The 26,931-nt window shown below is 73.4% G+C and carries 22 protein-coding genes and 1 riboswitch; of the genes, 17 read left to right on the forward strand and 5 right to left on the reverse strand.

What is annotated here, in order from left to right:
- Positions 1 to 32 precede the first annotated feature (32 nt).
- The 5 genes from ACX27O_RS28260 (at position 33) to ACX27O_RS28280 (ending at position 6,224) form a co-directional block, all read left to right on the forward strand.
- Positions 33 to 980, forward strand: a complete 948-nt coding sequence (locus ACX27O_RS28260) for an alpha/beta fold hydrolase (protein ID WP_458940369.1) — start codon at positions 33 to 35, stop codon at positions 978 to 980.
- Between the two features lie 108 nt (positions 981 to 1,088).
- Complete coding sequence (locus tag ACX27O_RS28265) at positions 1,089 to 3,206, forward strand: HelD family protein (protein ID WP_030330291.1); 2,118 nt, start codon at positions 1,089 to 1,091, stop codon at positions 3,204 to 3,206.
- A gap of 106 nt (positions 3,207 to 3,312) precedes the next feature.
- The gene (locus ACX27O_RS28270) at positions 3,313 to 4,230 is read left to right on the forward strand and encodes a cation diffusion facilitator family transporter (protein ID WP_210860912.1); all 918 of its coding nucleotides are present in this window, start codon (positions 3,313 to 3,315) and stop codon (positions 4,228 to 4,230) included.
- 141 nt (positions 4,231 to 4,371) lie between these two features.
- Positions 4,372 to 4,503, forward strand: a riboswitch (cyclic di-AMP (ydaO/yuaA leader).
- A 5-nt stretch (positions 4,504 to 4,508) separates the two neighbouring features.
- Positions 4,509 to 5,573, forward strand: coding sequence for a coiled-coil domain-containing protein (locus ACX27O_RS28275; RefSeq protein WP_030330294.1), 1,065 nt, complete (start codon positions 4,509 to 4,511; stop codon positions 5,571 to 5,573).
- A gap of 141 nt (positions 5,574 to 5,714) precedes the next feature.
- Positions 5,715 to 6,224, forward strand: a complete 510-nt coding sequence (locus tag ACX27O_RS28280) for a hypothetical protein (RefSeq protein WP_036411067.1) — start codon at positions 5,715 to 5,717, stop codon at positions 6,222 to 6,224.
- A 165-nt stretch (positions 6,225 to 6,389) separates the two neighbouring features.
- On the opposite strand, the gene ACX27O_RS28285 is transcribed toward ACX27O_RS28280, so the two are convergent.
- On the reverse strand, positions 6,390 to 6,860 hold the full coding sequence (locus tag ACX27O_RS28285; RefSeq protein ID WP_210860913.1) for an SRPBCC family protein: 471 nt from the start codon (positions 6,858 to 6,860) through the stop codon (positions 6,390 to 6,392).
- Between the two features lie 188 nt (positions 6,861 to 7,048).
- Here ACX27O_RS28285 and ACX27O_RS28290 point away from each other — a divergent pair, with 188 nt between their 5' ends.
- Both ACX27O_RS28290 and surE read left to right on the forward strand, forming a co-directional pair.
- Positions 7,049 to 8,026, forward strand: coding sequence for a 1-phosphofructokinase family hexose kinase (locus ACX27O_RS28290; RefSeq protein ID WP_209444515.1), 978 nt, complete (start codon positions 7,049 to 7,051; stop codon positions 8,024 to 8,026).
- Entirely contained in the window at positions 8,023 to 8,850 is an 828-nt protein-coding gene (surE, locus tag ACX27O_RS28295) for a 5'/3'-nucleotidase SurE (protein WP_030330301.1), read from the forward strand. The genes ACX27O_RS28290 and surE overlap by 4 nt, the downstream gene beginning before the upstream one ends.
- A gap of 7 nt (positions 8,851 to 8,857) precedes the next feature.
- Here surE and ACX27O_RS28300 read toward each other — a convergent pair whose 3' ends face one another.
- The gene (locus ACX27O_RS28300) at positions 8,858 to 9,220 is read right to left on the reverse strand and encodes an STAS domain-containing protein (RefSeq protein ID WP_030330302.1); all 363 of its coding nucleotides are present in this window, start codon (positions 9,218 to 9,220) and stop codon (positions 8,858 to 8,860) included.
- A 387-nt stretch (positions 9,221 to 9,607) separates the two neighbouring features.
- Between ACX27O_RS28300 and ACX27O_RS28305 the strand changes: the two genes are divergently transcribed.
- Both ACX27O_RS28305 and ACX27O_RS28310 read left to right on the forward strand, forming a co-directional pair.
- Positions 9,608 to 9,748 (forward strand): hypothetical protein, encoded by a 141-nt coding sequence (locus ACX27O_RS28305; protein ID WP_156057395.1) that lies wholly within the window; start codon positions 9,608 to 9,610, stop codon positions 9,746 to 9,748.
- Positions 9,749 to 9,918: 170 nt separating this feature from the next.
- Positions 9,919 to 10,317: a hypothetical protein gene (locus ACX27O_RS28310; RefSeq protein WP_030330304.1), complete on the forward strand. Its 399-nt coding sequence runs from the start codon at positions 9,919 to 9,921 to the stop codon at positions 10,315 to 10,317.
- 153 nt (positions 10,318 to 10,470) lie between these two features.
- On the opposite strand, the gene ACX27O_RS28315 is transcribed toward ACX27O_RS28310, so the two are convergent.
- Positions 10,471 to 13,176 carry a cellulose binding domain-containing protein gene (locus ACX27O_RS28315; RefSeq protein ID WP_458940371.1) on the reverse strand — a complete coding sequence of 902 codons (2,706 nt, stop codon included), beginning with the start codon at positions 13,174 to 13,176 and terminating at the stop codon, positions 10,471 to 10,473.
- Between the two features lie 354 nt (positions 13,177 to 13,530).
- Here ACX27O_RS28315 and ACX27O_RS28320 point away from each other — a divergent pair, with 354 nt between their 5' ends.
- The 3 genes from ACX27O_RS28320 to ACX27O_RS28330 all read left to right on the forward strand — a co-directional run bounded on the left by ACX27O_RS28320 (position 13,531) and on the right by ACX27O_RS28330 (position 15,342).
- Positions 13,531 to 14,217 (forward strand): BON domain-containing protein, encoded by a 687-nt coding sequence (locus tag ACX27O_RS28320; protein ID WP_030330308.1) that lies wholly within the window; start codon positions 13,531 to 13,533, stop codon positions 14,215 to 14,217.
- A 79-nt stretch (positions 14,218 to 14,296) separates the two neighbouring features.
- Entirely contained in the window at positions 14,297 to 14,797 is a 501-nt protein-coding gene (locus tag ACX27O_RS28325) for a redoxin domain-containing protein (RefSeq protein WP_210861600.1), read from the forward strand.
- Positions 14,794 to 15,342 carry a DsbA family protein gene (locus ACX27O_RS28330; protein WP_030330312.1) on the forward strand — a complete coding sequence of 183 codons (549 nt, stop codon included), beginning with the start codon at positions 14,794 to 14,796 and terminating at the stop codon, positions 15,340 to 15,342. The genes ACX27O_RS28325 and ACX27O_RS28330 overlap by 4 nt, the downstream gene beginning before the upstream one ends.
- A gap of 11 nt (positions 15,343 to 15,353) precedes the next feature.
- Here the strand turns inward: ACX27O_RS28330 and ACX27O_RS28335 are convergent, their stop codons facing one another.
- On the reverse strand, positions 15,354 to 18,212 hold the full coding sequence (locus ACX27O_RS28335; protein ID WP_458940372.1) for a LuxR C-terminal-related transcriptional regulator: 2,859 nt from the start codon (positions 18,210 to 18,212) through the stop codon (positions 15,354 to 15,356).
- A gap of 144 nt (positions 18,213 to 18,356) precedes the next feature.
- On the opposite strand from ACX27O_RS28335, the gene ACX27O_RS28340 reads away from it, so the two are divergent.
- The 5 genes from ACX27O_RS28340 (at position 18,357) to serS (ending at position 23,643) form a co-directional block, all read left to right on the forward strand.
- On the forward strand, positions 18,357 to 18,797 hold the full coding sequence (locus ACX27O_RS28340; protein ID WP_458940373.1) for a hypothetical protein: 441 nt from the start codon (positions 18,357 to 18,359) through the stop codon (positions 18,795 to 18,797).
- Positions 18,794 to 19,942 (forward strand): alcohol dehydrogenase catalytic domain-containing protein, encoded by a 1,149-nt coding sequence (locus ACX27O_RS28345; RefSeq protein ID WP_210865428.1) that lies wholly within the window; start codon positions 18,794 to 18,796, stop codon positions 19,940 to 19,942. Before ACX27O_RS28340 ends, ACX27O_RS28345 begins: the two co-directional genes overlap by 4 nt.
- Positions 19,943 to 19,981: 39 nt before the next feature.
- Entirely contained in the window at positions 19,982 to 21,163 is a 1,182-nt protein-coding gene (locus ACX27O_RS28350; protein ID WP_210865427.1) for a saccharopine dehydrogenase family protein, read from the forward strand.
- A 25-nt stretch (positions 21,164 to 21,188) separates the two neighbouring features.
- A complete protein-coding gene (locus ACX27O_RS28355) occupies positions 21,189 to 22,271 on the forward strand; it encodes a DNA polymerase III subunit beta family protein (protein ID WP_210865426.1) in 1,083 nt (360 codons plus the stop codon).
- Positions 22,272 to 22,356: 85 nt separating this feature from the next.
- Positions 22,357 to 23,643 carry a serine--tRNA ligase gene (serS, locus tag ACX27O_RS28360; protein WP_210865463.1) on the forward strand — a complete coding sequence of 429 codons (1,287 nt, stop codon included), beginning with the start codon at positions 22,357 to 22,359 and terminating at the stop codon, positions 23,641 to 23,643.
- Between the two features lie 91 nt (positions 23,644 to 23,734).
- Here the strand turns inward: serS and ACX27O_RS28365 are convergent, their stop codons facing one another.
- Positions 23,735 to 26,875 carry a discoidin domain-containing protein gene (locus ACX27O_RS28365; RefSeq protein WP_458940374.1) on the reverse strand — a complete coding sequence of 1,047 codons (3,141 nt, stop codon included), beginning with the start codon at positions 26,873 to 26,875 and terminating at the stop codon, positions 23,735 to 23,737.
- Positions 26,876 to 26,931 lie beyond the last annotated feature (56 nt).

Below are 26,931 nucleotides of genomic sequence, written 5' to 3' on the forward strand. Positions count from 1 at the left end.
TCGTGGTACTGGGCGGCCCTGGGGAGGTGGCGATGCCGGAGCGGTTCGAGGTCGGTCTGCCGGACGGCGTACGGCTCAACGTCGAGGCGACAGGGCCGACAGACGCCCAGATCACCGCCATCCTGCTGCACGGCTGGACGCTGGACGGACGCGCCTGGCACCGGCAGGTCGACGCGCTCACCGCGGCGCCGTTCGGGGGTGCGGTGCGGGTGGTCTCCTACGACGCGCGCGGGCACGGCCGATCCAGCTGCATGGCGTTGCCCACGGCCACCCTGGCCCAGTTGGGTGACGACCTGGCCGCGGTGATCGACGCGGTGGCGCCGGCCGGCCCGGTGGTGCTGGTCGGGCACTCGATGGGCGGCATGACGATCATGGAGTACGCCCACCGCCACCCCGCGCACTTCGCCGCCCGCGCGGCCGGCCTGGTCTTCGTCTCGACCACCGCCGAGGGGCACACGCACACCGTCTACGGGCTCTCGCCGCGGATCGCCCGGTTGATCCGGCTGGCCGAGACGACCGGCGCCGGCGTACTGGCCCGGTGTGGCTCGTGGCGGGCGCCCCGGGCACTGCTGAACGCGCTGCAACCGAGCATCCGGTGGATGCTCTTCGGCGACCGCTGCGAGCCGGCCGACATCCGCCTGGTGACGTCGGCGGTGGCTCGTGCCTCGCTGCGCTCGATCGGCGGGTTCCGCGCCTCGATCGGCACCCAGCACCGACTGGACACCCTCGCCGCGCTGGCCCACCTGCCGGCCGCCGCCCTGGTCGGCGACCGGGACCGGCTGACCCCACCGCCGTGCGCCGAGTCGATCGCGGCGGCCCTGCCGGCCACCGAGCTGACCGTCTGCCCGGGTGCCGGGCACATGTTGATGATGGAACGCCCGGACGAGGTCAACGCCGCGCTCACCGGCGTGGTGCGGCGGGTGCTCGCCGAATCGCCGTCGGCCAGCTGCGACCTGACCCCGGCCGAGACGGGTGCCTGAGCACGTTCGCGCACCTCGGGCGCGGCGGGTCGAGCCCGGGGCCGTACCCTTCTGCGGTTGGCCCGCGCGGTTCCCGCCGCCTGCCGGCGACCTTTGAAGGAGCGTGCGTTGACCGACCAGAACGGCCTTGAGCAGGAGATCGCCGTCGAGCAACGACACCTCGACCGGGTGTACGCCCGACTGGCCGAGCTGCGGCAGTCGGCCGTCCGTGCCGAACGCGACGGCTACCGGATGGCACGGGTGGGCACGCACGGTGCCCTCGTCGAGCGCGACGCGATGGTCTTCCACGCGGCGCAACGGCGGCACACCCTGGACGCCGAGCACGAGGGGCTGGTCTTCGGCCGGTTGGACCTGCGCGACCGTCAGGTGCTGCACGTCGGGCGACTCGGGATCCGCGACGAGGACGCCGTCACACTTGTCGTCGACTGGCGTGCGCCGGCCGCCGCCGCCTTCTACCAGGCGACCCCGGCGCAGCCGCTGGACGTGGTGCGGCGCCGCACCATCCAGTCCCGCGCCGAGCGGGTCACCCGGATCGAGGACGACCTGCTGGACCCGACCGCCGCCCCGGAGGGGATGACGGTGGTCGGTGACGGCGCGTTGCTGGCCACCCTCTCCAAGGCCACTGGTCGGGGCATGCGCGACATCGTGGCGACCATCCAGCGGGAACAGGACGAGGCGATCCGCTCGCCCGGCTCCGGGGTGACGATCGTCGCGGGCGGCCCCGGCACCGGCAAGACCGCTGTCGCTCTGCACCGGGCCGCGTTCCTGCTGTACTCCGACCGCAGCCGCTACGCGGGCGGCGGCATCCTGGTGGTCGGCCCGTCGTCGGTCTTCGTCGAGTACATCGGCTCGGTGCTGCCGTCGCTCGGTGAGGACACCGCGACCCTGCACTCGCTGGGCACCCTCTTTCCGGGGATGACCGCCACCCGCACCGATCCGCCCGAGGTGGCGGCGGTGAAGGGCTCGCTGCGGATGCGCCGGGTGCTGGAGCGTGCGGCCCGCGACGCGGTGCCGGGCGGCCCGGGTGAGCTGCGGCTGCTCTACCGGGGCACGCTGCTGCGGTTGGACCGGGCCGCGCTGGACCGCATCCGGGACCGGGCGCTGCACCGCGGCGCACGACGCAACGAGGTGCGCCGGGCCGGTTTCGACGGGGTGTTCGCCGCGCTCTGGGCGCAGGCCCGTGAGCTGAGCAGCGGTCGACTGCCGGAGCAGCCGGCCTTCGAGGCGGAGATCGCCGAGCGGTCGGAGTTCCGGGAGTTCCTCAAGGCGTGGTGGCCCCGACTGCACCCCCGACACGTGCTGGGCTGGCTGGCGCAGCCGGACCGGCTGCGCCGGTACGCCGCGGGAATCCTCTCCTCGGCGGAGATCCGGCTGCTCACCGCCGCGTACCGGAACCTGGACTCGGCCGGGCTGACCATCGCCGACGTGGCGTTGCTGGACGAGTTGGACGCGCTGCTCGGTAAGCCCGCGCAGCCGGCCAAGGCGCGACGCGATCCGTTCCAGCTCGCCGGTGGTGTCCGCGAGCTGAGCACCCTCGGCGAACGGCAGCGGGCGGCCCGCGCGGCGGCCCGGGAGCGGCCGGAGGACTACCGGGACTACGCGCACGTGGTGGTGGACGAGGCGCAGGACGTCTCGCCGATGCAGTGGCGGATGGTCGGTCGCCGTGGCCGGCTGGCCTCCTGGACGGTGGTGGGCGACCCTGCGCAGACCGCGTGGACCGGCGACCCGGAGGAGCTGACCCGAGCCCGGGACCAGGCGCTGGGCCGGCGTAAGCGACACGAGTTCACGCTGACCACGAACTACCGCAACTCGTCGGAGATCTTCGCGGTGGCGGCGGCGGAGATCCGCCGGCTCTACCCCGACCTGCCGCTGCCGACCGCCGTCCGCTCCACCGGGGTCGAACCGGTCGAGCTGGTGGTGCCGGCCGCCGGGTTGGAGACCGCGACTGTCGAGGCCGCCGCCGGCCTGCTGGCCGAGGTGGAGGGCACGGTCGGGGTGATCACGCCGGTCCCCCGCCGTGACGAGGTCGCCGGTTGGCTCGGCGCGCTCGGCGCGCCCAGGTTGCAGGTGGTGACCAGCCTGGAGGCCAAGGGCATGGAGTACGACGCGGTGGTGCTGGTCGCCCCGAGCGAGATCCGGGCGGATCCGGGCGCCGGGGTACGCACCCTGTACGTGGCGCTCTCCCGGGCCACCCAGCGGCTCACCACCATCGACCCGACCGGCTGACCTGCGCGGACCGCCGCCAGCGCGAGGCATCACCCGTACACTTGCACACATAGCGATGTGAGCATACATTTGACCGGGTCCCGGCCGGCGGCGGAAGGTGAATCTCGTGGGCGCAGGTCATGACCACCACCATGGGTCCGTCGCCAATGCCGCACACCAGCACCGGGGTCGACTCTGGGCGGCGTTCGGGCTGCTCGCCACCCTGATGGTGGTCGAGGCGGCGACCGCCCTGCACACCGGCTCACTCGCCCTGCTCTCCGACGCCGGGCACATGTTCACCGACGTGCTCGGCATCGGGATGGCGCTCGCCGCGATCACGGCGACCCGGCGGGCCACCAACGACCCGCAGCGCACCTTCGGGCTCTACCGGCTCGAGGTGCTCGCCGCGCTGGCCAACGCCGTCCTGCTCTCCGGCGTGGCGATCTACGTGGTGATCGAGGCGATCCGTCGGTTCGGCGACCCGCACCAGGTCATCGCCGGCCCGATGCTCGCGGTGGCCGTGCTCGGTCTGCTCGCGAACATCGCCGCCTTCGCCCTGCTGCGCGCCGGGGCCCGGGAGAGCATCAACCTCCAGGGCGCCTACCTGGAGGTGCTCGGTGACCTGCTCGGCTCGGTCGGCGTCATCGGGGCGGCGCTGCTCATCACCGTCACCGACTGGTGGTGGGCGGACCCCCTGGTCGCGGTCGCCATCGGCGTGTTCATCCTGCCGCGCACCTGGCGGCTGGCCCGCGCCGCTATCCGCATCCTGGTGCAGGCCGCCCCGGAGCACCTCCAGGTCACCGCCGTGCACGATCGGCTGGCCGCGGTGCCCGGCGTCGTCGAGGTGCACGACCTGCACGTCTGGACGCTCACCTCGGGCATGGAGGTGGCCTCCGCACACCTGACCATGGCGCCCGGGGCGGAGGTCGGCGCGGTGCTCACCGCGGCGCGTACGGCCCTGCACGACGACTTCCGCATCGAACACGCGACGTTGCAGATCGAGCCGGGCGCCGCCTCCGGCGCGTGTGGCTCCATCGAGTGGTGACGACCTTTTCGGAGCATTGCTCACTTTTAAGGTAATTTTCCGTGGTGACGCACGCACCGTCCGTCACATTGGCTGCAGCGGCCCCACCGGCACCGGTAGGCTCGGTCCCGGCCTCCACCAGGCGGCGCCTCCCGGCGCCGGTGGCGGTCGCCGCCTAATCGCCCAACCGGGCGAACCGGGGAACCATGTTCCTGGGGTGCATCCGCGTCAGCGGTAGGGATCTTCCGTCCCGAACCCGTCAGCTAACCCGGTCGGCGGCTGACGGAAGGACATGCGCAGTGGCACCAGCACGACCACCCGCCGCCCGACTGGCGGCCCTGATCGTCGCGATGTTCGCCCTCGGCGTCGCGCTTCCGGCCGGCACCGCCTCGGCCGCTCCCCCGACCGGCCTGCGGGCCGCCGCACCCGACTCCGACGAGGAGGGCGGCACCCCGGCGTTGCGCGCCCAACTCGAGGCGGCCAGCAAGGGCTACCTGGACGCCAAGCGAGCCCTGGACACCTCGGTACAACGGCAGAAGCAGCTCACCACCCAGCTGAAGACCATCGAGGTCGAGATCGACCAGCGCAACGGCAAGGTCGGCGAGATCGCCGAGGTGGCGTACCGGACCGGACGACTCGGCGCGATGTCGGCGCTGCTCAACAGCAGCACCCCGGAAGGCTTCATGGACCGGGCAGCCGCCCTGGACGCGGTGGCCGCCAACGAGGACCGGGTGCTGCGCGATCTGCTGAAGAGCAAGGACCAGGCCACCCGCACCCGGGTCGCACTGGACGGCGAGATCATTGAACAGCGCAAGCAGGTCGCGGTGATGGCCAAGCGCAAGGAACAGGCCGAACGGGCCCTGACCGTGGCCACCACACCCAAGACACAGAGCACCGCCGACACCGGCTCCAACCGGGGCACCTCCACCGCCAACGCGACGGCCGCGCCGCGCAACTCCGACGGCTCCTGGCCTTCCGAGTCGTGCAGCGTGAACGACCCCACGCCGGCCAGCGGCTGCATCACCCCGCGTACCCTGCACGCGCTCAACCAGGCCAAGGCGGCGGGCTTCACCCGGTACGTCTCGTGCCACCGCCCCAGCGGCTCCGGTGAGCACCCGAAGGGCCGGGCCTGCGACTTCGCCGCACAGAAGGGCGGCTTCGGCGGAGCCGCGACCGGCGGCGACAAGACCTACGGCAACAACCTGGCCGCGTACTTCATCCGCAACGCGGACCGGCTCGCCGTGCTCTACGTGATCTGGTACAAGCAGATCTGGCTGCCCAGCAGCGGATGGAAGTCGTACAGCGGGGCGCACGGGACCCCGTCCACCGACCACACCAACCACGTACACCTGTCGGTCTACTGACCCACCCGTGGTGATGCCTGTGAGTCATCACGATGACTCACAGGCATCACCCGCGTCCGGGGCCGGCTACGTCGCCGGGCGTACCCCTGATGTCGTCGCTCGGCGGACGACCCGGCCGGGGCCGGCGGGCAGCATCGCGGTATGCCTCGGATCCGACCCACCACCCGCAAGGCGCTGCTCACCCTGCACCTCGTCACCTCGCTCGGCTGGCTCGGCACCGACCTGGTGCTGCTCACCCTCGGCATCGCCGTGCAGCGGGGCGCCGACCCGGCGGTGGTCTACCCGGTCACGGCCCTGATCGGCACGGTGCTGTTCGCGCCGCTGAGCGTCCTGGTCTGGCTGATCGGAGTGGCCAGTTCGCTGCTCACCCCGTGGGGCCTGCTGCGGCACCGCTGGGTGCTGGTCAAGCTCGTGCTCACCACCGTGATGGTCGGGCTGGTGCTGTTCCTGCTCACCCCGAACCTGCGCCACGCCGGAGCGGTCGGCGCCGCCCTGCCCGCCCGGGATCGCGCCGACCTGGTCATCGCGCCGGCCGTGTCCACCAGCCTGATGATCATCGCGACGGTGCTCTCCACCTACAAGCCGTGGGGCCGCCGACGCACCGCCGCAGCCACCGTCGCCGGCCGCGGCCGCGCCACCGCCCGGCCCTAACGACCCCCGCCCACCCATGACGCTCGTGGCCGGCGCCCACCCATGCTCGCGCTCGAACCAGGATGTAGTGGCCTCGATGCGACAGGAGGCCACTACATCCTGGATTGAGCACGATCATGAAGCGGGGTGGCGGGCCGGGGCGGGGGCGCAGGGCGGGGCGGAGGGTCAGCCCGGGGGCGGTGGGGGTTCGCCGGTGCGGTCGAGGGCTGCGCCCAGCCGGGTGGCGAGGGCGAGGTGGGCGGCTCGGGCCTGGCGGAACGCGTACCGGAACAGCGGCGTCGGCGCCGTCAGGGTGATCTCCACGTCGATGCGGACCAGGCCGTCGGGCTCGGCGCGCAGTCGGGTGTGGTTGCGCACCGTGGTCGCCGGCCACTGGCGGGCCATCATGACGATCTCGTCGGTCTCGCTGATCAGCACGTCCGCGTGGTACGTAGTCCGGAAGCGCAGCGGGCCGGCCACCAACCGGTCGTTGATCGTGTAGCTGGCCCGCGCCCCGGGCCGGGGCGGCACCCGGCGGACCTGGACGATCAGCGGATGCAGCTCGCCCTGCCGGGTCAGGTCGCTGAGCAGCGCCGCGGCCTCGGCTGGTGAACTCCGGGCCTGGACGGTGTAGCTGAAGGTATCGCTGCTGAGCACACCGTCTCCCGCCGCCGTTGGTCGCCCGATCGTCCCGTACCGATGTCCGGCTGGCAACGCCCGATCGCACCCGACGCCGCGCCGGGCCGGGCCGATGCGGCGAGCCGCCACCATCTGCCCCATTAAGCTCAGTTAGTGCGAAATCTTCCGAAGATGCCGGAGCGCGACGACCTGTACGGCGACAACCGATGAGCGGGCACGTGATGGTCTTCGCGCCCACTCCACAGCTGACGGTGACCGTTGACCAGCCCAACGACCACCCCGAGCTGCACCTGCACCCCGGCGGGCAGGGCGTCTGGCAGTCCCGGATGGTGATCTCCCTCGGTGTCGACGTGGTGCTCTGCACCGCCCTCGGTGGTGAGATCGGCCAGGTGCTGGAGCCGCTGCTGGTCAGCGAGGGCGTGGACCTCAAGGTGGTGGTCCGCGACTCCGGCAGCGGCGGGTACGTGCACGATCGCCGGGACGGCTCCCGGCAGGAGATCGTCGACGTACCCGGGCAGCCACTGAGCCGGCATGAGATCGACGAGTTGTACAACCTCGCCCTCGGTGAGGGCCTGCGGGCCTCGGTGAGCATCCTCAGTGGACCCAACGAGCCCTGGCTCGTACCGGCCGACCTGTACCGACGCTTCGCCGCCGACCTCGGCGCGAACGGCGGCCGGGTGGTGGTCGACCTCTCCGGCGATCACCTCGGTTCGGTGCTGGAGAGCGGGGTGTTCTTCCTCAAGGTGAGTCACGAGGAGTTGATCCGCGACGGCCGCGCCCGCAGCGACGACACCGTGGAACTGACCCAGGCCATGTACGAGTTGCACGCGGGCGGCGCCGAGACCGTGGTGGTGAGTCGCGCCGACCAGCCGGCGTTGGCGCTCATCGACGGGGAGTTGTTCCAGGTCGAGATGCCCCGGCTGGAGGCCGCCGACCCGCGCGGCGCGGGCGACTCGATGACCGCCGGAGTGGCGGCCGTCGTGGCCCGGGGCGGGGACATCCGCACCGCCATCCGCACCGGCGCCGCCGCCGGCGCGCTGAACGTGACCCGGCACGGCCTGGGCACCGGACGACTGGACTCAATCACCGGCCTGGTGGACCGGGTCCGACTGGTGCCGGCGGACAGCCGGCAACAGGAGCGGACCACCCCGGACGAGTTGGCCGACCGGGTGGCCGAGCGATGACACTGCGAGTGTTGATCACCAACGACGACGGGATCGCGGCGCCGGGCATCCAGGCGCTGGCCTGGGCGGCCCGACAGCGGGGCCTGGACGTGGTGGTCGCCGCGCCGATGGAGGAGGCGAGCGGCACCAGCGCCGCGATGAGCGCCATGGAACGCGACGGGCGGGTCGTCGTGAACGACCACCCGCTGCCGGACCTGGCCGGTGTGCCGGCGTACGGGGTCGCCGGGTCCCCCGGCTTCATCACGCTGATCGCCCTGCACGGGGCGTTCGGTCCACCGCCGTCGGTGGTGCTCTCCGGGGTCAACCGGGGTGCCAACGCCGGCCGGGCGGTGCTGCACTCCGGGACCGTGGGCGCCGCGTTCACCGCCGCCACGAACGGGTGCCGGGCGATGGCGGTCTCCCTCGACGTGCTCTCGGCCGGCGAGGCGACGGCCGCGAGCGGTGGCGCCGCGGTGGACGCCGCCGCCCGCGTACGCGACGCCGAGCGGCACTGGAGCACCGCCGCGCGGGTCGCCCTGGACCTGCTCCCCCGGTTGACCTCCGCGCCGTCGGAGAGCGTGCTCAACGTGAACGCCCCGGACCTGCCGCACGGGCAGCTTCGCGGGGTGCGGCGAGGCAGCCTGGCCAGCTTCGGCCAGGTGCAGATGACGGTGGCCGAATCCGGCCACGGCTTCGTCCGTACCTCGCTGGAGGAACCGGGGCAGGCCGCACAGCCCGGCACGGACGTGGCGTTGCTGGCCGCCGGGTACGCGTCGGTGACGGCCGTCCGAGCGGTCACCGAGGCGACCGACATCGACCTGACCGGCCTGGACGAGCAGCCCTGACGGGCGCTCAGGCGCCGGGCAGCACCTCGGGGGTGGCGGCGCCGGCGAAGTAGGGCTCCGGGGCGCCGAAGAGGCCGAGCAGGCCCGTCACCCAGAGCTGCCGGTGCACGAACCGGCTCGGCTCGGTGACGACCAGCTTGACGTCGCTGACCTCGGCCGTCTGGAAGCCGGCCACCATGGCGCTGATGCCGACCGAGTCGATGAAGGTGACCAGCCTCATGTTGAGTTCGATGCGCAGCGGCCGGCCCTTGGCCAGCACCTCCGCGATCGCTTCGCGCACCTCGTACGCGGTGTCGACGTCGATTTCGCCCCGTGGGGCGATCTCCACGACACCACCGGACAGAACCGACTTCACGATCGACAGGCTCACGCGAGCACCTCCACCCGCCCGTCCCCCGGGCGCCTCATCAGTACGCGGGCCGCGACCGAGAGTATTCCTCCGATGGCCTCGGTCGCCACCCCTCGGGATGAGCAATTCGCGGATCCGGGCCCAAAAAGCTGCCCATATCCGCACTTTTCAGTATTTGATTACTCAAGAGTTTTTGTTATCTGAACATCGACGATCAGTCGGGACCGACGCGCCGCCGAACCAGGGTAGCGGTCCGGACGCGGCACGCCCGACAACCGGCCCCCGACGTACGCCAGCCCCGTGCGCCGTCGGCGTGTCGCACCCGGTCGGCGGGTGTGATCCGCGCCGCCGGTTGCCCACGCGCCCTAGCATCGGCCGGGACACCCGCCGTGACGGAGAGGATCTTCGATGATCAAGCGACTTGCCGGGTTGGCCGGCGTCGGCGTTCTGCTCGCCCTCGTCCTGGCCTGCGGTTTCGGTGGCGGAGACGACGATGACGACGATGACGACGACTTCGCCCGCGGCGTCACCGTGTCAGCGGTGCGCTGAGTCGGTGGCGCGCCGGGTTGCCGGCGCGCCGAGCTGGCGGTGCTCCGCGGCGGTCGGGGTTTGCGCCCGGCTGACGCGGGGCACTGCGGGGTGGACGACACCGTGACGCGCTGGAAAGACGCCGAAGTCCGAAGTGGCCGGCGGCTTCGGCACCCGAGGAGGTAACCACGATGTTCGGAACCAACCTGCTGGACCGCCGCAGCAAGCCGGAGCGGATCGCTGAGCAGGCCTGGGAGCACCTGCTCTCGGCGGTCAGCTCCGCCGGAGACAGTGTGCTGGACACCGCCCGCTCGGCCCGTCGCAACAGCAGTGATCTCGCCGACGGTGCGGGTGACCTGGTGGGATCCGCCGCCGAGGAGGCGCGACGCCGCGCCTCGCTGGCCTTCGACGCGCTCGCCGGCCGCCAGCCGGCACTGCCCTGGACGCTGCTGATCGGCGCCGCGCTCGCCGGCGCGGCGGTCGGTTGGGCCGTCGGTTCCGCCGCGCGGGCCGCCGGCAGCCGCGACGACCGTGCCGTCGACGACGTGGAGTTCGTCGACGTCGACCGCCCCAACTCCCCCGCCGTCTGAACGACAGCACCACGACGGGCCCCACCCGACCTGGGTCGGGTGGGGCCCGTCGTGGTGCTGGGGTGGAACCGGTCCGCCGGGTGCCGGACCCCTCAGGCGGCCCGGCGGACCGGTGTCTGGTGGTGATCCGGGGTCCCGACCCGGATCACCCGCTCAGCGACTCGTGCAGGTGATGGCCGTCGGGGGCGTGTTGCTGCCGGTCCAGGAGCCGAGGAAACCGGCGGTGGTGCTGGCCCCGGCGGCGAGCGCGCCGTTCCAGCCGCTGTCCCGGACCGTTACCGCGGCCCCGGTCTGGGTGTGGGTGCCGCCCCAGAGTTGGTTGACCTGCTGGCCGTCGGTGAAGATCCAGCCCAGCGTCCACCCGGCGATGGGGGCGCTGCCAGTGTTGCTGACCGTCAACTCGGCCTGGAAGCCGCCTGACCAGGAGCCGGTCACCCGGTAGGTCGCCGCACAACCGGCGGCCGGCGGCGGGGTGGTCGGCGGGGGCGTCGTCGGCGGCGGGGTGGTCGGGGGCGGCGTGGTCGGGGGCGGGGTGGTCGGCGGGGGCGTGGTCGGGGGCTCGCCGCTGGGCTCGGCGACCAGGATCCCGCGACCGTTGGTGCCGAGGTAGACCCGACCGTAGACACGCGGGTCGCCGGTCAACGCCTCGGTCGGGTTGCCGTACTGGTGGCGGTCGTCGTTGACGCGTACCCAGGTCGCGCCGGTGTCGTCGGAGCGGTGCACGCCGGGTTGACCGTTCACCGTGCCGTAGAGAAACACTGCGGGGTTGGTCCGCCCGGGTGCCGCCTTGCCGAAGCCGACGTTGCCGCTGGCGCTGACGCCGCTCAGCCTGGTGAAGCTCGCACCCGCGTCGGTGGAGCGCCACAGGCCACCCGGTCCGGCCAGCCACACCTCGCCGGCCCGCCCCGGCAGGGCCTTGAACCGGACGTCGGTGGTGGGCAGACCGGTCGCCGCGGTCGGGGTGAAGCTGGCCCCGCCGTCGGTGCTGAGGTAGAAGCGCCCGCCGCTGAAGCCGTAGAACCGGGCGGGGTCGACCCGGTCGGACTCGATCGTCGCGTTCGCCGGAATGCCGGTCGACGGCGCCCAGGAGTTGCCGAAACCGACCGCGTGGACCACGCGCTGACCGGCGTCACCAGGGGCCCAGACGAACCGGCTGCCGTCCGCGGCGGCGGCCACCGTGCCACCCAGGTTGACCCCGGACGGTTCGGTGCCCTGGAACCAGGTGGCGCCGCCGTCGGTGGAGAAGGCGACGTGACTGTCGTTGGGGCGGTCGGCGTCGGTGAAGTTGCCGGCGCGTACCAGCACCGCGGGCTTGTTCTCCGCGTAGTCCAGGCTGGTGGTGCTCGTGAAGACCGGCTGGGTGAACAGCATCGACGGGATGGTGTCCAGGTCGGTGTGTCGGAACCCGCCGACGTCGCCGAGCGCGCTGATCAGCGGTGCGCCGCTGGGCGGGCTGGCCAGGTCGAGGACGGCGGTCTCCTCCAGCCCTCGGACCATCGGCCGGAGCGTGAACTGACCACCGGTGTCCCACTTGGTCAGGTCGGTGGTGCCGTAGATGGTGGCGCCGGTGCCGTACATCATCCGGTTGGAGTCGTGCGGGTCGATCTCCACCGACTCGTTCATCCAGCCGAGCTTGGGGCTTTCCTCAGGGGGCGCCGGGTTGACACCGAAGGTCAACCAGGGCACCGAGCTGATGTCCATGGTGTAGCGGCGGGACCTCTCCGGGTAGTTGCTGAACTCCCAGATCCGCGTCCAGCTCGCCCCGCCGTCGGTGCTGCGGAAGAAGATGGCGTCCGGCCACCAGGACACCTGGGTGGCGACCACCAGGGTGTTCGGCCGTTGCCGGTCGATGGTCAGCCCGCTGTAGCCGAAGTAGGCGTCGGCACTGGTGGACGGCACCGGGCTGATCCGCGCCCAGGCCCCGGTCGACCTGGTGAACTTCCAGACGTCGCCCTTGCCGCCGTCGTACGGGCCGCCGGTGTCGCTGGTGGCGATGTAGAGGTGACCGCCGACCGGGTCGACGACGCCCTTGTGGGCGAGGTAGCCGGTGGGCTGACCGGGGATGCGCGCCCAGGTGACGCCGCCGTCGGTGCTGCGGTAGACCGGGTTGTCCTTGTCCGCCACGCCCACGTAGATGGTCTGTGTGGTGGAGCCGGCGGTGCCGGTGCTCTTGTCGAAGCTGACCCAGGTCAGGCCCTGGTTCTGCCCGTTGTAGCCGTTCGGGTCGCTGGGGTCGGCCCGGTAGTTGCCGACGTTGGGGAAGGAGGTGACGCGGGCCCAGGTCGCGCCGTGGTCGGTGCTGCGCCAGAGCCCGTTGCCGCCCTCTGCGCCGTAGTACACGATGCTGTTCCGGTTGGGGTCGACGGCGAGCCGCTCCCCCATTCCCCGGCCCGGCATGTTCCCGCCGTTCTTGAACGGCAGCTCGGTGGCCTGCCAGCTGGCGCCCTTGTCGGTCGAACGCAGGATCGCGCCGTTGTTCGGGTCCCAGCCGTTGGTGTACATGCCGACCGCGGCGTACACCCGGTTGGTCTGCACCGGGTCGGTGGCGATGCTGACCACGCCGTTGTAGCCCCACCGGTCGGCGCCGACCCAGTCGAGCAGCGGCGTCCAGGACTGGCTGCCCTGTTCCCAGCGGTACGCCCCGCCGATGTCGGTGCGCGCGTAGATGAGGTTCTTCTCGGTGGGGTTGAAGACGATGCCGGGGACGAAGCCGCCGCCGCCGACCGGGACGTTCCGCCAGGTGTACGCCTCCGCCGCGGCCGGGGCGGGGGCCGACCCGGCGGCGGTGAACGGGACCACCACGACGGCGGTGGCGGCGGCCAGCACGGACACGACGGTGCCGGCGAGACTTCTCCGCATCTGCGGTTCCTCTCGATGGAGCCCCGGGGGACGGGGTCGATCGCCTGGTGACGCCGTGGCCCGGGGGACGAGCACGACGACGGGGACGGACGGAGCTGCCCTGGCTCCATCACCCGACGCGACGGCTCCCGCGATCGAGGAACGCGATTACCGTAACCGAAAGCCGCTCGCTTTGGAAGCGCTCCCATCATCGATGTTGGTCCTCGCCTCCACGGCCGGCCGCCCAGGTCGGGCCACGCCCTCACCCGGTCCGGGCGAGGGCGGCTCACCCCGGGCGGCGGCAGGCTGGCGGCACGGCGGACCTCCGGCCGCGACCAGCGCCAGGTCCGCCATCGCCACAGCGGAGGAGGACAGATGGCCATCGCGGAGATCAACCGCACCGATCAGGACATCCAGTCCGCCGTCCTCGACGAGCTGACCTGGGAACCGCGGGTGCAGCCGCACGAGATCGGCGTGACCGTCGCCGAGGGCGTCGTCACCCTGACCGGCCGCGTGGACAGTTACGCCAAGAAGTGGGCCGCCGAACGGGCCGCGCACCGGGTCACCTCGGTCCGGGCGGTCGCCAACGACGTGGCCGTGCAGCTCACCGACAGCACCGAGCGCGCCGACAGCGACCTGGCCGCCGCAGCCAGCCACGGGCTGGAGTGGGACGCGTTCGTGCCCATCGAGAAACTCCAGGTGACCGTCTCGGCTGGCTGGGTGACGTTGCACGGCGACGTCGAGTGGGAGTACCAGCGCCGAGCCGCCGAACGCGCGGTCGCCCGACTGACCGGCGTACGCGGGGTCAGCAACGGCATCACCGTCCGACCGGCCAGCGCGCCGGACGGCCACAACCTGGCCGAGCGGATCGTCGACGCGCTGGCCCGGGCCGGAGCGACCGAGGCCGAACGGATCAGCGTCCGGGTGCACGGTGACACGGCGATCCTCGCCGGGTTGGTGCACTCGATGCCCGAACGGGCCGAGGTCGAGCAGGTGGCGTGGTCCGCGCCGGGCATCCGGGAGGTGCAGAACCACATCGCGGTCGCCCCGGTGCTGCGCTGAGCCCGCCAGCGCCGAGCGGGCGCCGAACCACCCGGGGTGGGTGAGCCCGCCTCACCCGCCCCGGGAGCAGGCTGGTGGCATGAGTGATCCGAACGGGCTGATCCAACCGGGACGTACCGCGCCTGGTTTCACATTGCCGGCCACCCCGGACGGGGCTCTCGTCGGGCCTGAGCAGTTCCGTGGCCGGCCCGTCGTGCTCGCCTTCTACCCCGCCGACTGGAGCCCGGTCTGCGGGGACCAGATGTCGCTCTACCAGTCGGCGGCACCCGTCTTCGCTCAGTACCAGGCGGTGGTGCTCGGCGTGTCGGTGGACAGCATCTGGTCGCACCGGGCGTTCGCGGAGAGCAAGGGCATCGAGTTCCCCCTGCTGTCCGACTTCGAGCCGAAGGGCGAGGTGGCCCGCCGCTACGGCGCATACCTGCCGCAGCGGGGCGAGGCGGCCCGCGCGCTGGTCGTGCTCGACCCGGCCGGGACGGTGACCTGGAGCTACCTGTCACCGCCCGACGTGAACCCCGGCGCCGACGGCATCTTCGACGCGCTGGACCAACTCGCCGCCGATCGGAAGGTGATGGCCGGATGAGCACGCCACTGCAGGTCACCGCCCGCCTTCGCGACCCGGTGACCACCGAGGACCACATCCGGGGACCGGCCGACGCGGCGGTGACCATCGTCGAGTACGGCGACTTCCAGTGCCCGTTCTGCGGTGCCGCGTACCCGAACCTGCACGAGTTGCTGCGGCAGCGGGCCGACACCGTCCGGCTGGTCTACCGCTACTTCCCGATCGCCAACGTGCACCCGTACGCCGAACGCGCCGCCGAGACGGCCGAGGCCGCCGGTGTCCGCGGCCGGTTCTGGGAGATGCACGACTGGCTCTACGAGCACCAGGACCAGCTCGACCCGGTGCACCTCTCGCTCGGTGTCGAGCAGGTCGGCCTGCCGCCGGACGAGTTGAACGCCGAGGTGGAGAACCGGACGCACGCGGACCGGGTGCGCCGGGACTTCGTCGGTGGCATCCGCAGCGGGGTGAACGGCACCCCCACCCTGTTCGTCAACGGCGTCCGGCACGACGGCGGGTACGACCTGCCCGACCTGCTGACGGCCGTGGACGCCGCCGCCAACGCCTGACCCGTGTCCGTTCAGATCAGCCGCAGCTCGCGCGCCCGCCGGACCGCCTCACGCCGGCGGGTCGCGTCGAGCTTGCGGTAGATGTTGCGGACGTGGGTCTTCACCGTGTTGACCGAGAGGGACAACTCGCTGGCGATCTCCACGTTGGACAGGATGCTCTGCAGATAGCGCAGGATGGTCAGCTCCCGCTCGGTCAGCGGCTCGTCGAGTGCGCCCCGCATCCCGGTGGCCGGCCCGGCGGTGCTCTGCCCCGCACCCCGGACGAGGTCACTGACGAGCGCGAAGTGCGCGGTGCCGGCGTCCAGGTGCGCGGCGAGCAGGTCCCGCACGGGCGGCTCCGCCCGGGTGAAGACCCTCCGGCAGCCCTGCGGGCCGGCCAGGTCCAGCGTCTGCTCCAGGATCCGGCCGGCCCGACGCCCGTCCCCGGCCCGCTCGGCCAGCACCGCGTCCAGCAGGCCCGCGTCCAGCCGTACCGGTAACGGCCAGGCGGTGGCGGCCGGCGCCTGCCACGCCGGCAGGGTGCGCGCGGCGGCGGCGGTGTCGCCGGCCAGCAGTTGCATCTTCGCCAACGTCACCGCGAGCACCGGGTCCGTCCCCTCCTCGGCGGCGTCGGTCAGCAGGTCGCGGGCGGAGTCCAGGTCGCCCCGCGCGGCACGCAGTTCGGCTTCGGCGGCCAGCAGCAGACCGGTCAACCTGGCGGCGGACGGCCGGTCGGCCAACGCCTCCCGGGCCCGGACGAGCAGCCGCTGGCCGGCCGCCGGGTCGCCGGAGTCGCGGCGCAGCTGGGCCCCGCACAACGCGGCCACCGCCGTCGCCACCGGTTCCCCGGCCGCGGCGGCCAGCCACTCGTCGCCCACCTCCGCGTCGCCGGACCAGCCGCCCGCCACGTCGAGCGCCGCGAGGGCGAGGGCGAGGTTCGCGGCGGCCTCGTCGGGCTGGTCGCGCAGCAGCGCCACCACCGCGAGAGCCAGGTACGCGTAGCCGCAGTCGAGCCGACAGGACCAGCCCCGGCAGGGCGGCATGCCGAGCGCGTCCCGGGCCGCCTGCTCGGCCGACCGCAGTTCGCCGCGCACCGCGAGCAGCAGCGCGGCGCGGCTGGCACCGACCAGCTCGGTGCGCGGTCGCTCAGCCTCCCGAGCTGCCGCCCGGGCCCGGACGAACCGGGCGGTGGGCAGCTCGCCGTCGGCCATCTCGACCAGCCCCAGGGCGGTGCCGGTGAACGCCCGCAGGTCCAGGTCGTCCGCAGCGCCGCCGCCACCGGCCGTCGGGGCGGAGCTGACCACACCGGTCGGCGGGCTGTCCGGCACCCGGGTCGGCATGGCGTCCGACGGGCGGGTACGCAGCAGGCGAGCGGCGGCGGCCCGCACCTCACCGCGGTCGTCGGCGAGCCGGGCCACGGTCAGCTCCAGCGCGGTGACCAACCGCAGGAACCGGTCCCGGCGCGGCACCGGAAGGCCCGCGGCGTGCCCGGCGGCGGCGCGCAGGTGACCGTCGGCCGCCGGCAGGTCACCGGCGTACGCCCGCTCGGCGGCGCAGGCCAGCGCCACCTCCGGGTCGGCGCGGATCACCTCCGCTGGCGGCGGCGCGGGTGCCGGCGCGTGCACCGGGCCACTGTCGTAGCGGGTCAGCTCCGGCCAGTGCGCGACGAACAGGTCACCGGCCAGGTCCCAGCGGCCGGCGGCCAGGGCGTGCCGTAGTCCGTCGGCGGGCCGGCCGTCGCCCGCGTACCAGTCGGCGGCCCGCACGTGCAGCTCGCGCAGCTCGTCGGCGGGCAACCGGGCCAGGTCGGCACGGAGCAGGTCGGCGAGCAGCGGCTCACACCGGTACCAGGGTGGCCGGGTGTCCTCCCGGTGCAGCAGACCACCGGTCCCGGCCAGGTCGGCCAGCGCCTGCCCGGCGTCGGCGCGGCCGGTGAGGGCCTCGGCCAGGTCGGCGCAGACGGTGTCGACCAGGGCGGTACGCCGCAGCAGGTCCACCTCGGCCGGGTCGAGCGTCGCCAGCACCTCCTCGTGCAGGTAGCCGGCGATCTCCGGTTGGTCCCCGCCGAACTGCCCCACCCAGCGCTCCGGGTCGGGTTGTCCGCGGACCGCCAGGGCCGCGATGCGCAGCGCGGCCGGCCAGCCGCCGGTGCGCTCCCGAAGCCGGTGCACGGCGCTCGCCGGCAGCGCGGCGGCGTGGGAGGTGAGCAGATCGGCCACCTCGTCGTCGGTGAACGCCAGCTCGTCCGGGCCGATCTCGGTCAGCTCACCGGCGAGGCGCAGCCGGTGCAGTGGCAGGTGCAGCCCGGCGCGCGCGCCGATCACCAGCCGGAGCCGCCGGCCGGCGTGCCGCAGCAGGAACTCCAGGCCGGTCAACGCCGCCGGGTCGGTGACCCGGTGCAGATCGTCAAGGATCAGCAGCACCGGCCGGTCGGCGGCGGCGAGCCTGGCGGCCAACGCCTCCAGTTGGTCGGGGCGCGGTGGCCGGTCGGGCACCGGGCCGTCGTCGGTCGACCCGATCGCCGAGCGCAGCGCCGCGGCGAGGTACGCCCAGAGCCGGTCGGAGTCGTCGCCGGCCTCGACCGACATCCAGGCCGAGACGGGGGTGTCCGCGGGCGACACCGACAGGTCGCCGGAGTCGGGCACGACCTCGCCGGGCTGGACGTCGGGTGCGGCGCCGCCCAGCCGCACCCAGGAGGCCAGCAGTGTCGTCTTGCCCCAGCCGGCGGGGGCGGCCACCACCGTCACCGGTCCCGCACTGCCCTCGTCCAGCCGGCGCAGCAGGCGGGGCCGGGCCACCACCGGTTCCGGCGGCACGGCCGGTGTCAGCCGGGACGCCAACAGCGGTGGCCCCGGTGCCGGTTCGACCCGTACCTGATTCTGTTCCGGCACCCAGCCCCACCCCCACCACACGCTCCGCCCCCGGTCGGCGAGCGGTTACCCGACCCGGGCCGGTTCACCCCTTCCGGGCGAGCGCGCTTCACCCGGCCGCGACCGACGATCGGGGGACGTGAACCGGGAGGACGGGTGGTGCCGATGGGACGGCTGGCACGGGCGGGACCCGCCCTCGGCGGCGCGGCGCTGGCCAGGGCGGCACGGTTGCTGCGCGTACCCCGTGGGGGTGGCCGGCCGGGCGCGGACGGCGACGCCGCCGCGCCGGCCCGGTGGGAGGTGGTGACCGTCGACCGGCCCCCGGGGCAGGTGCTTCCGGACGGCCGCTGGCCGGAGCCGCTACGCCGCCTGGACGGGGCGATCGAGGTACGGGTGCGGCCGGCGCCCGGCGATCGGGGCACCGAGCTGGCCGCCCGGCCGCTGGCCGGCGTCACCCCGCCCACCGGGCTGGCCGCGCACCTGGTCGGCGACGACCCTGCTCTGCTGGTCCGCCGGACGCTGCGCCAGGTCAAGCAGCGGGTGGAGACCGGTGAGGTGCTCCGCGCGGACCGCTCCGCGCTGGACCGCCCCGAGGTTCCCGGGTGAGGGCGCTGTGCTGGGTGGCCGCCGGTGAGCTGGGGGTACGCGAGGTGCCCGACCCGGAGCTGCGCAACGAGCGGGACGTCATCGTGCGGGTGCGGCGCAGCGCCACCAGCGGGGGTGATCTGCCGCTGCTGTCCGGCCGGCACCCGCTGCTGCGCGCCGGCGACGTGCTCGGCGCGGAGTTCCTGGGCGAGGTGGTCGAGGTCGGCCCCGGGGTTCGCCGACACCGGGTCGGCGACCGGGTGGTGGTCGGCGCGAGCGTGGCCTGCGGCGGCTGCTGGTACTGCCGCCAGGGCCGGCACTCCTGCTGCGACAACGCCCATGCCGACCTGGCCAGCGCCGACCCCGACTGGGCCCGCTCGGACGTCGGGTGCTTCGGCCGGCCGAGGGCGGCCGGCGGTTTCGCCGGCGGTCACGCCGAGTACGTGCGGGTGCCGTACGCCGACGTGAGCGCGTTCCGGGTCCCGGACGGCGTCGACGACGACCGGGCGGTGTTCGCCGCCGACGCCGCGCCGAGTGGGTGGCTCGCCGCCGAGGTGGGTGCGGTGCGCCCCGGCGACGTGGTGGCGATCTGGGGCGCCGGGGCGGTGGGCCAGTTGACCGCGTGGGCGGCGGTGCGGCGCGGTGCCACCCGGGTGCTGATCGTGGACCGGTACGAGGAGCGGTTGCGGATGGCCGAGCGGCACTGCGCCGCCGAGCCGCTCGACTACCGCCGTGACGACATCGCCGCCGAGCTGCGCGACCGCAGCGGTGGGCGCGGGCCGGACGTGTGCGTGGTGGCGGTCGGCGCGCCGCCGACCCGGTCGGTGGCCGACCGCTTCGGCGGCCAGCACGCCGACCGGCCGGACGCGCTGCGGGAGGCGGTGCACGCCTGCCGCAAGAGCGGCATGGTGGTGGTGCTCGGCGGGACGGCCGGGTTCGTCGACGCGTTCCCGCTGGGTGCGCTGACCGAACGGCGGCTCACGCTGCACGGTGCGGGCCGGCCCGACCTGCGCGACGTGCCGACGCTGCTGGACCGGATGGCCCGCGACGAGCTGCGGACCGAGCACCTGGCCACCCACCGACTGCCGTTGGCGCGGGGCCCCGAGGGGTACGCGCTGTTCCGGGACCGGGCCGACGGTTGCGTACGGGCCGTGTTCACGCCGTGACGAGTGTCGATCGGCGGGGGCGAATGGCAGACTCCGGGGATGGCCGTGGAGCGAACGTACGACGTGGTGTTGTTCGGCGCGACCGGGTTCACCGGCGGCCTGACCGCCGAGTACCTGGCCCGACACGCACCGGCCGGGCTGCGCTGGGCGCTGGCCGGGCGCAACCCGCAACGCCTCGCCGCCGTCCGCGACCGGCTCGCCGCCATCGACCCGGGCCTGGCCGACCTGCCGTTGCTCACCGCCGACGTGACCGACGCCGACTCGCTGCGGGTGGTGGCGGAGAACGCCCGGGTGGTGGCCAGCACCGTCGGCCCGTACATCCACCACGGGGAGCCGCTGGTCGCCGCCTGCGCCCGGGCCGGCACCGACTACCTGGACATCACCGGCGAGCCGGAGTTCGTCGACCTGATGTACGTGCGCCACCACGCCGAGGCGGCACGCACCGGCGCGCGGCTGGTGCACGCCTGCGGGTTCGACTCCGTCCCGCACGACCTGGGCGTCTGGTTCACCGTCAAGCAGCTGCCCGCCGACGTCCCGATCACCGTGGACGGGTACGTGCGCGCCGGCGGCCGGTTCTCCGCCGGCACCTACCATTCGGCGCTCACCGCGTTCTCCCGTAGCGGGCAGGCCAGCCGGGCCGCCCGGGAGCGCCGGGCGGTCGAGCCGCGCCCCACCGACCGTCGGGTCCGGGCGGTGCCGGGCCGGCTGGCCCGCTCGGCGGAGCTGGGCATCTGGACGGTGCCGCTGCCGACCATCGACCCGCAGGTGGTGCGCCGTTCGGCGGCGGCCCGCCCGGAGTACGGCCCGGACTTCCGCTACCGGCACTTCGCCGCGGTGAAGCGGCTGCCCACAGTGCTTGTCGGTGCCGCCGGGCTCGGCGCGCTGGTCGGGCTGGTGAAGCTGCCGCCCAGTCGGCGCTGGCTGCTCGGCCGGCTCGCGTCCGGGCAGGGGCCCACGGCGCAGCAGCGGGCGTCGTCGTGGTTCCGGGTGCGGTTCGTCGGCACCGGCGGCGGGCAGCGGGTGGTCACCGAGGTCGCCGGCGGTGACCCCGGCTACGACGAGACGGCGAAGATGCTCGGCGAGTCGGCGCTGTGCCTGGCGCTCGACGAGCTGCCGCCGACCGCCGGGCAGCTCACCCCGGTGGCCGCGATGGGTGACGCGCTGCTCGACCGGCTGGTCCGGGCCGGCCTCACCTTCCGGGTGCTGGAACGCTCGGCTTGACCCTCAACCGGGTCGAGGGGGCAGGATGCCCAGCGTGAGTCACCTGCACAGCATCGGCGAGCTGGCCCGGGCCAGCGGCCTGACGGTCAGCGCCCTGCGCTTCTACGACTCGGCCGGCGTGCTGGAGCCGGCCCTGGTCGACCCGGTGACCGGCTACCGCTGGTACACCGACGAGCAGGTCGCGCCGGCCCGGCTGGTGGCCGGGCTGCGCCGGATCGGCATGCCGGTGCCGCAGATCGCCACCGCGGTACGCGCCGAGCCGGCAGTGGTGCACCAGCTGCTCGACACGCACCTGCGCCGGCTCGCCGACGGGCTCGACGACGCCCGCCGTGAGGTCGACCGGCTCCGGGCCCTGCTGGACCCGACCCCGCCGACCGCCACCACGCTGCTGGTCTCCCCCGCCGCCCTGGCCGCCGCGCTCGACGCGGTGCGCTTCGCCGTCACCGTCGACCCGGAGATGCCGATGCTCGCCGGCGTGCTGTTCGACGTGGAGACCGACGGCGTCCGACTCGTCGCCACCGACCGGTACCGACTGGCGCTGGCTCGGGCCGCTGCCGACGTCGACGGCCCGCCGGTGCGGGTGTTCGTGCCGGTGGCCCTCGTCGACCAGCTCCGGCCACTGCTCGACGCCGCCGACACCTGGCCGGTCCGGCTGACAGTGGCGGGCGCGGACCTGCGGGTGCGGGTGGCCGAGGGCACGGTGACCGGCACCGCCCTGCCGTACGACTTCCCGGACTACCACCGGCTGCTGCGCAAGGCGGTCGGCGAGCGGTCCACCGCGCGCCGGATCCCGGTCGACGTGGCCACCCTGCGCGCCGCGCTGGCCGACCCGGCGGCCCCCACCGTCGACCGCGACCATGACGGCACGACACGTGCGGTCACCGTGCTCGGCGTCGACGACCGGGGCGAGCTGCGGCTGCTCCCCGCCGCTGACCTGGGCACCGACGCGCTGCGGGTCGGGGTGGACGGTGGCTACCTGCTGGACGCGTTGAACGCGGCCGGTGGGCCGCAACTGGTGCTGGAGCTGGACGGGCCGATCGCCCCGCTGGCCGTACGCCGACCGGACGACGCGGACACCTACTCGGTACTGATGCCGATCCGGCTCTAGAACCTCCCCGTCCCGGGCGGAAAAGCCCGCGACGGTAGCATCTGGTGGTTCACCTGTGACCCCGGACGGAGGCGTACGGAGCAGCATGCTCGACATGGAGTTGATCCGGAAGGATCGCGAGGCGGTGGCGACCGCGCTGGCGAAGCGTCTGGATCCCGCCGAGGTCACCCGTGCCCTGGACGAGATCCAGCGGCTCGACCAGGAACGCCGCGCCCTGATCACGGAGATCGACGCCGAGCGGCAGCGCCGCAAGGCCGAGGCCCGGGCGTACGCGCAGGCGAAGCGGGCCGGCGAGGAGCCGCAGGTCGCCGCGCCGGAGGCGGAGCGTCGGCAGCTCGCCGAGCTGGAGTCCCAGCTCGACGAGGTGCAGGTCCGGCTGCGCGACGCGATGAGCGAGCTGCCCAACCTGCCCAGCGACGACGTGGTGGCCGGCGGCAAGGAAGCCAACCGGGTGGTGAAGACCTTCGGTGAGCCTCCGGTGATCGAGAAGGTCCGCGACCACGTGGAGCTGAGCCGGGCGTTGGGCCTTGTCGACTACGAGCGCGGCGTCAAGCTCGGCGGGTCCGGTTTCTGGATCTACACGGGCATCGGCGCCCGGCTGGAGTGGGCGCTGCTCAACTACTTCGTCGACCAGCACATCAGGGCCGGTTACGAGTTCCTGCTCCCGCCGCACCTGCTGCTGGATTCGGCCGGCTTCGCCGCCGGGCAGTTCCCCAAGTTCTACGACGACGTCTACCACCTGGATGCGGCGTCCGCCCCGCGCGGCCAGTTCCTGCTGCCCACGTCGGAGACGGCGATCCTCGGCGCGTACCAGGACGAGATCCTGGAGACCCCGAAGCTGCCGCTGAAGGCGTTCGCGTACACCCCGTGTTACCGGCGGGAGTCGGCCGGTTCGCACTCGGACGAGCGCGGCACGGTGCGGGGGCACCAGTTCAACAAGGTGGAGATCTTCCAGTTCACCCTGCCGGAGCAGGCCGACGCGGCGTTGGAGGAGATGCTCGCCCACGCCGAGAGCCTGGTCGAGGGGCTGGGTCTGCACTACCAGCGCACGCTGCTCTCGGCCGGTGACGCCAGCGCCTCGATGAAGAAGACGCTCGACATCGAGGTGTGGATGCCGAGCACCGGCAAGTACAAGGAGGTGTCGTCGGTGTCCTGGGCCGGCGACTACCAGGCTCGTCGGGCGGCCATCCGCTACCGCGAGCCGGGCGGCAAGCAGACCCGTTTCGTGCACACGCTCAACGGCTCGGCGCTGGCGACGAGCCGGCTCTTCCCGGCCATCCTGGAGCAGTACCAGCAGGCCGACGGCAGCGTCCTGGTCCCGAAGGTCCTCCAGGAGCGCCTGGGCACCGACCGGCTGACCCCCCTGCGCTGAATCAGTCGGCGGCGGGGCTGGTGCGATCCGCACCAGCCCCGCAGTCGTCGTTTCGGGCCACGGGTGTCAGACCGTGGTCGATCCCGCCGGTTCAGGCACCGAACACCTCCGCGTGGGTCAGCCGGGCGTCACCGGGCTGCCAGTCGGCGACCGCGATCGCCAGGTACCGTCCGGAGGACCTGGTCGTGACCGTGGTCTCGGGTTTCGGCTTCGGGACCGAGGCGACCGTCACGTAGCCGAGTCCGTCGGCCGAGGTGGCCACGGTGATCGGCCGCCGCCGACCGGGGGTCCAGGTCAGGCGGACCGATGCCAGATCCCGGAGCGATCCGAGGTCGATCACCAGTCGGCCGTTCGGGCCGGGTTGCCAGGCGGTCCCCGGGTCGCCGTCGACGGCGGCCGACGGGTCGGTCATGCCGGCCGGGAGCGGTGACGTCGGGTAGGTCGTCCGGGACCGGGCCAGGTCACGTGTCGGCGTCACCGTCCCACCCGCGAACGCGACGTCCTTGCGGTGTCCGGCGGGAACCGTCACTCGCTGTCGGGCGCCGCCGGCCGCGGACTCCACCTGCACCTTCACGATCTGCCCGGCGGGCGCGGTGACTCGGAGGTGGTGCGAGTCGGTGACGTCGAACCGGGTACCGGCGGGGATCGTCTTCTCCGGCTGTGCCGCGGTCACGGTGAACCGGGGCGGCTCGACGCGTGCGGTCGATGCGGCGAGGTCGACCTGGTACGTGCTGGTCCCCGATCCGGTGACCTGGCTTCCGTGGTACAGCCGCAGCGTGGCGCGCTGCGCAAGCGTGACGGCCGCCGTGATGTCGTCGTCGGACAGGTTGAACAGGCTGAGGTATCCGTCGGCGTCACTCACCCGCAACGCCTCCGGACCGCCGCTGGGCAGGGTTCGCGACGCCGCAGCGGCCAGGGCCGACCTGTCCGCGCCCGCGTACCCCTCGATGATCAGCCGGGTGCTGCCGGTGGCCGGCCCGCTGGACAGGGTGACGGTGGTGGCGGTCACGGTGATCGGATTCTGGGCGTTGTGGACCACCAGACCCGCTCGTCCGTCGACGTCGAGCCAGGAGCCGGTGATGGTCGGGCTGTCCGGCACCACCGCCGCGTCGCTCCAGTCGGTGCCGTCGAGTGAGGTCTGGATGACGTAGCGGGTGCCGTACGCGGCCTCCCAGTCCAGGCGTACGCCGCTGATGTCGATGGGCTCACCGAGGTCGACGGCGAGCCAACTGTCCGCGCGGGCGCGTTCCTCGCGGGCGACCGCCCAGCGGGTGCCGGGGTTGCCGTCGGTCGCGCGCGCCGCGGGGTAGGCGGGGTCGGCGGACGAGGCCGTGGTGGGCCGCCCGATGGCGCGGTCGACCCCGCCGGCGTCGAGCACGGCGAAGGCGAACAGCGAGTAGCCGTACTGGTTGACGGGGGATCGGCCGAGCATCCGCACGTACCGGGCTGGACGAGGCGCGAAGCTGATCTGGTCGGTTCCGCCGTCGCCGACGCCCGATTGTCCGGCCAGGGTGACGGACCCCTGTTCGCCGGTGAAGGTACGGGTGCCGGTGAGCCCGGGTACGCCGGGCATGTCCAGGTTGAACAGGGTGAGCGCGCCCTCGTCGGCACCGATGCCGGTGGTGGCGTACACGACCGTTCCGGTGGGCAGCGTGACGTATCCGGCGGTGCCGCCGGCGACGCGGAGAACGGTCGCCGTGGCGTCGACACCGTCCCGGGCCACTGTGTACGCGGCGGAGGCGCGGCCGAGGACCGGCGCGGACTGCCTCGGCAGCAGCGAGGCGGCCCGGGTGTCGAACAACCAGTTGTCGTGGGCGGGGGCCCACTGGAACGAGACGAATCCGGTCTTGCTGACCGCCGCGGCGAAGGCGGTCGCGCTCTGGTGGGCGGTCAGCCCGGCCTGCTCCCCGAAGTCCCTGGTGCCCGCCGCCGCCGCGAAGAACGCGGTGCTGGCGACCGGCTGGACCACGCCGCCGTTGGCTGCCCGCCAGGCATGGAAGAGATAGCTGATGGCGACCTCGGCCCGGGCCTCGGGCTCGTACTTCGGCTCGCCGCTGAACTTGGTGAGCCGATTCTCGGGCGGGTAGTTCAGGTAGGGCATGAGCCGGTCGGCGAGGTCCGCCTCGGCCCGGGCGGCGTGCCGGTCGCCCTGGACCTGCGCGAGGAAGGCGAGCGGCAGGACGTCACGGCCGTACAGGTGGTAGCGGTCCGCGACCATCGGCATGAAGGGTTCGCCGGCGTCGCTGGCCAGCAGCCGCATGGTCCGCCACAGCTCGGCACCGCTGGGTTGCCTGGTGAGTGCCTCGGGGAGCGGTTGGCCGGCGGTCAGGAAGTGCGCCGCGGTACGACCCGCGGTGCGCCACAGTTCCTCCTGGTAGTGCGGGCCGAAGGAGCCGTGGTTCTCGACCAGGAACGTGTCGTGGATGTTGTGGGCGGTGTTCCAGTCCGCGACCGCCCGCCCGTCGACGACGGCGGGGTTGGCACGGTCGGCTGCCGGTAGTCCGGTCGCGTTGAGCGTCCACATCGAGAACCGCTCGCGCCACGCCGCGGCTGCGGGGTCGTCCGGCGCCCAGGCCAGACCGGGCGCGATCGCCTGGGCGTAGACCCCCATCTCCTCGAGCTTGGTGTCCCCGATCCAGCCACCGGTGAGGCCGTTCGGCGTCCAACCGCCACTGAGCGGGTCGTTACCGGTGCCGAGGGAGTGGGCGTACGCGGCCTGCCCGCGGGCGATGCGGTCGACGTTGGTGCGGGTCACCTCGTCCAGGTCGGACCAGAGCAGTCGGGCGGCCAGGACGAAGTACAGCTCGAAGGTGCTGTCCCAGAACAGCTGTCGGCCCCACTCGGTGCCGCCGGTGAGCCGGTTGGTGGCCGCGAAGCGGCGGATGGTGGCGACGGTACGGGCGTGCAGCGTGTCCCGGTCGACGCCTGCCGCTGCCGCGTCGTACCCGGGTGAGGTGAGCAGGACCGCGTTACCGAGGACGACCGCGAACCTGAAGTCCGCGAGGCGGTACGCGTTGATCGCCGGATCCCACTGCTCCTCGGCCCATCGGGTGTGGGCGAGCAGCAGCGCGTGGTAGGTGTTCGCAACCGGGCCGATGGCCGCGGCCGGTGACCAGGTGGCGGATGGCGCGGCCTGGGCGGCGGCGGGTCGGGCGATGGCGAGTCCAGCGCCGATGGCGCTGCCAAGGATGAGCAACCGCCGCCGGCTCAACTCGAGTTCGGATATGCGCATGGTGGTCCTTCGGTGTGACAACGTTGTCAGACAGCCTCCGGTGATCGTTTCCCGAT

The sequence above is a fragment of the Micromonospora sp. SD19 genome (assembly GCF_054462275.1).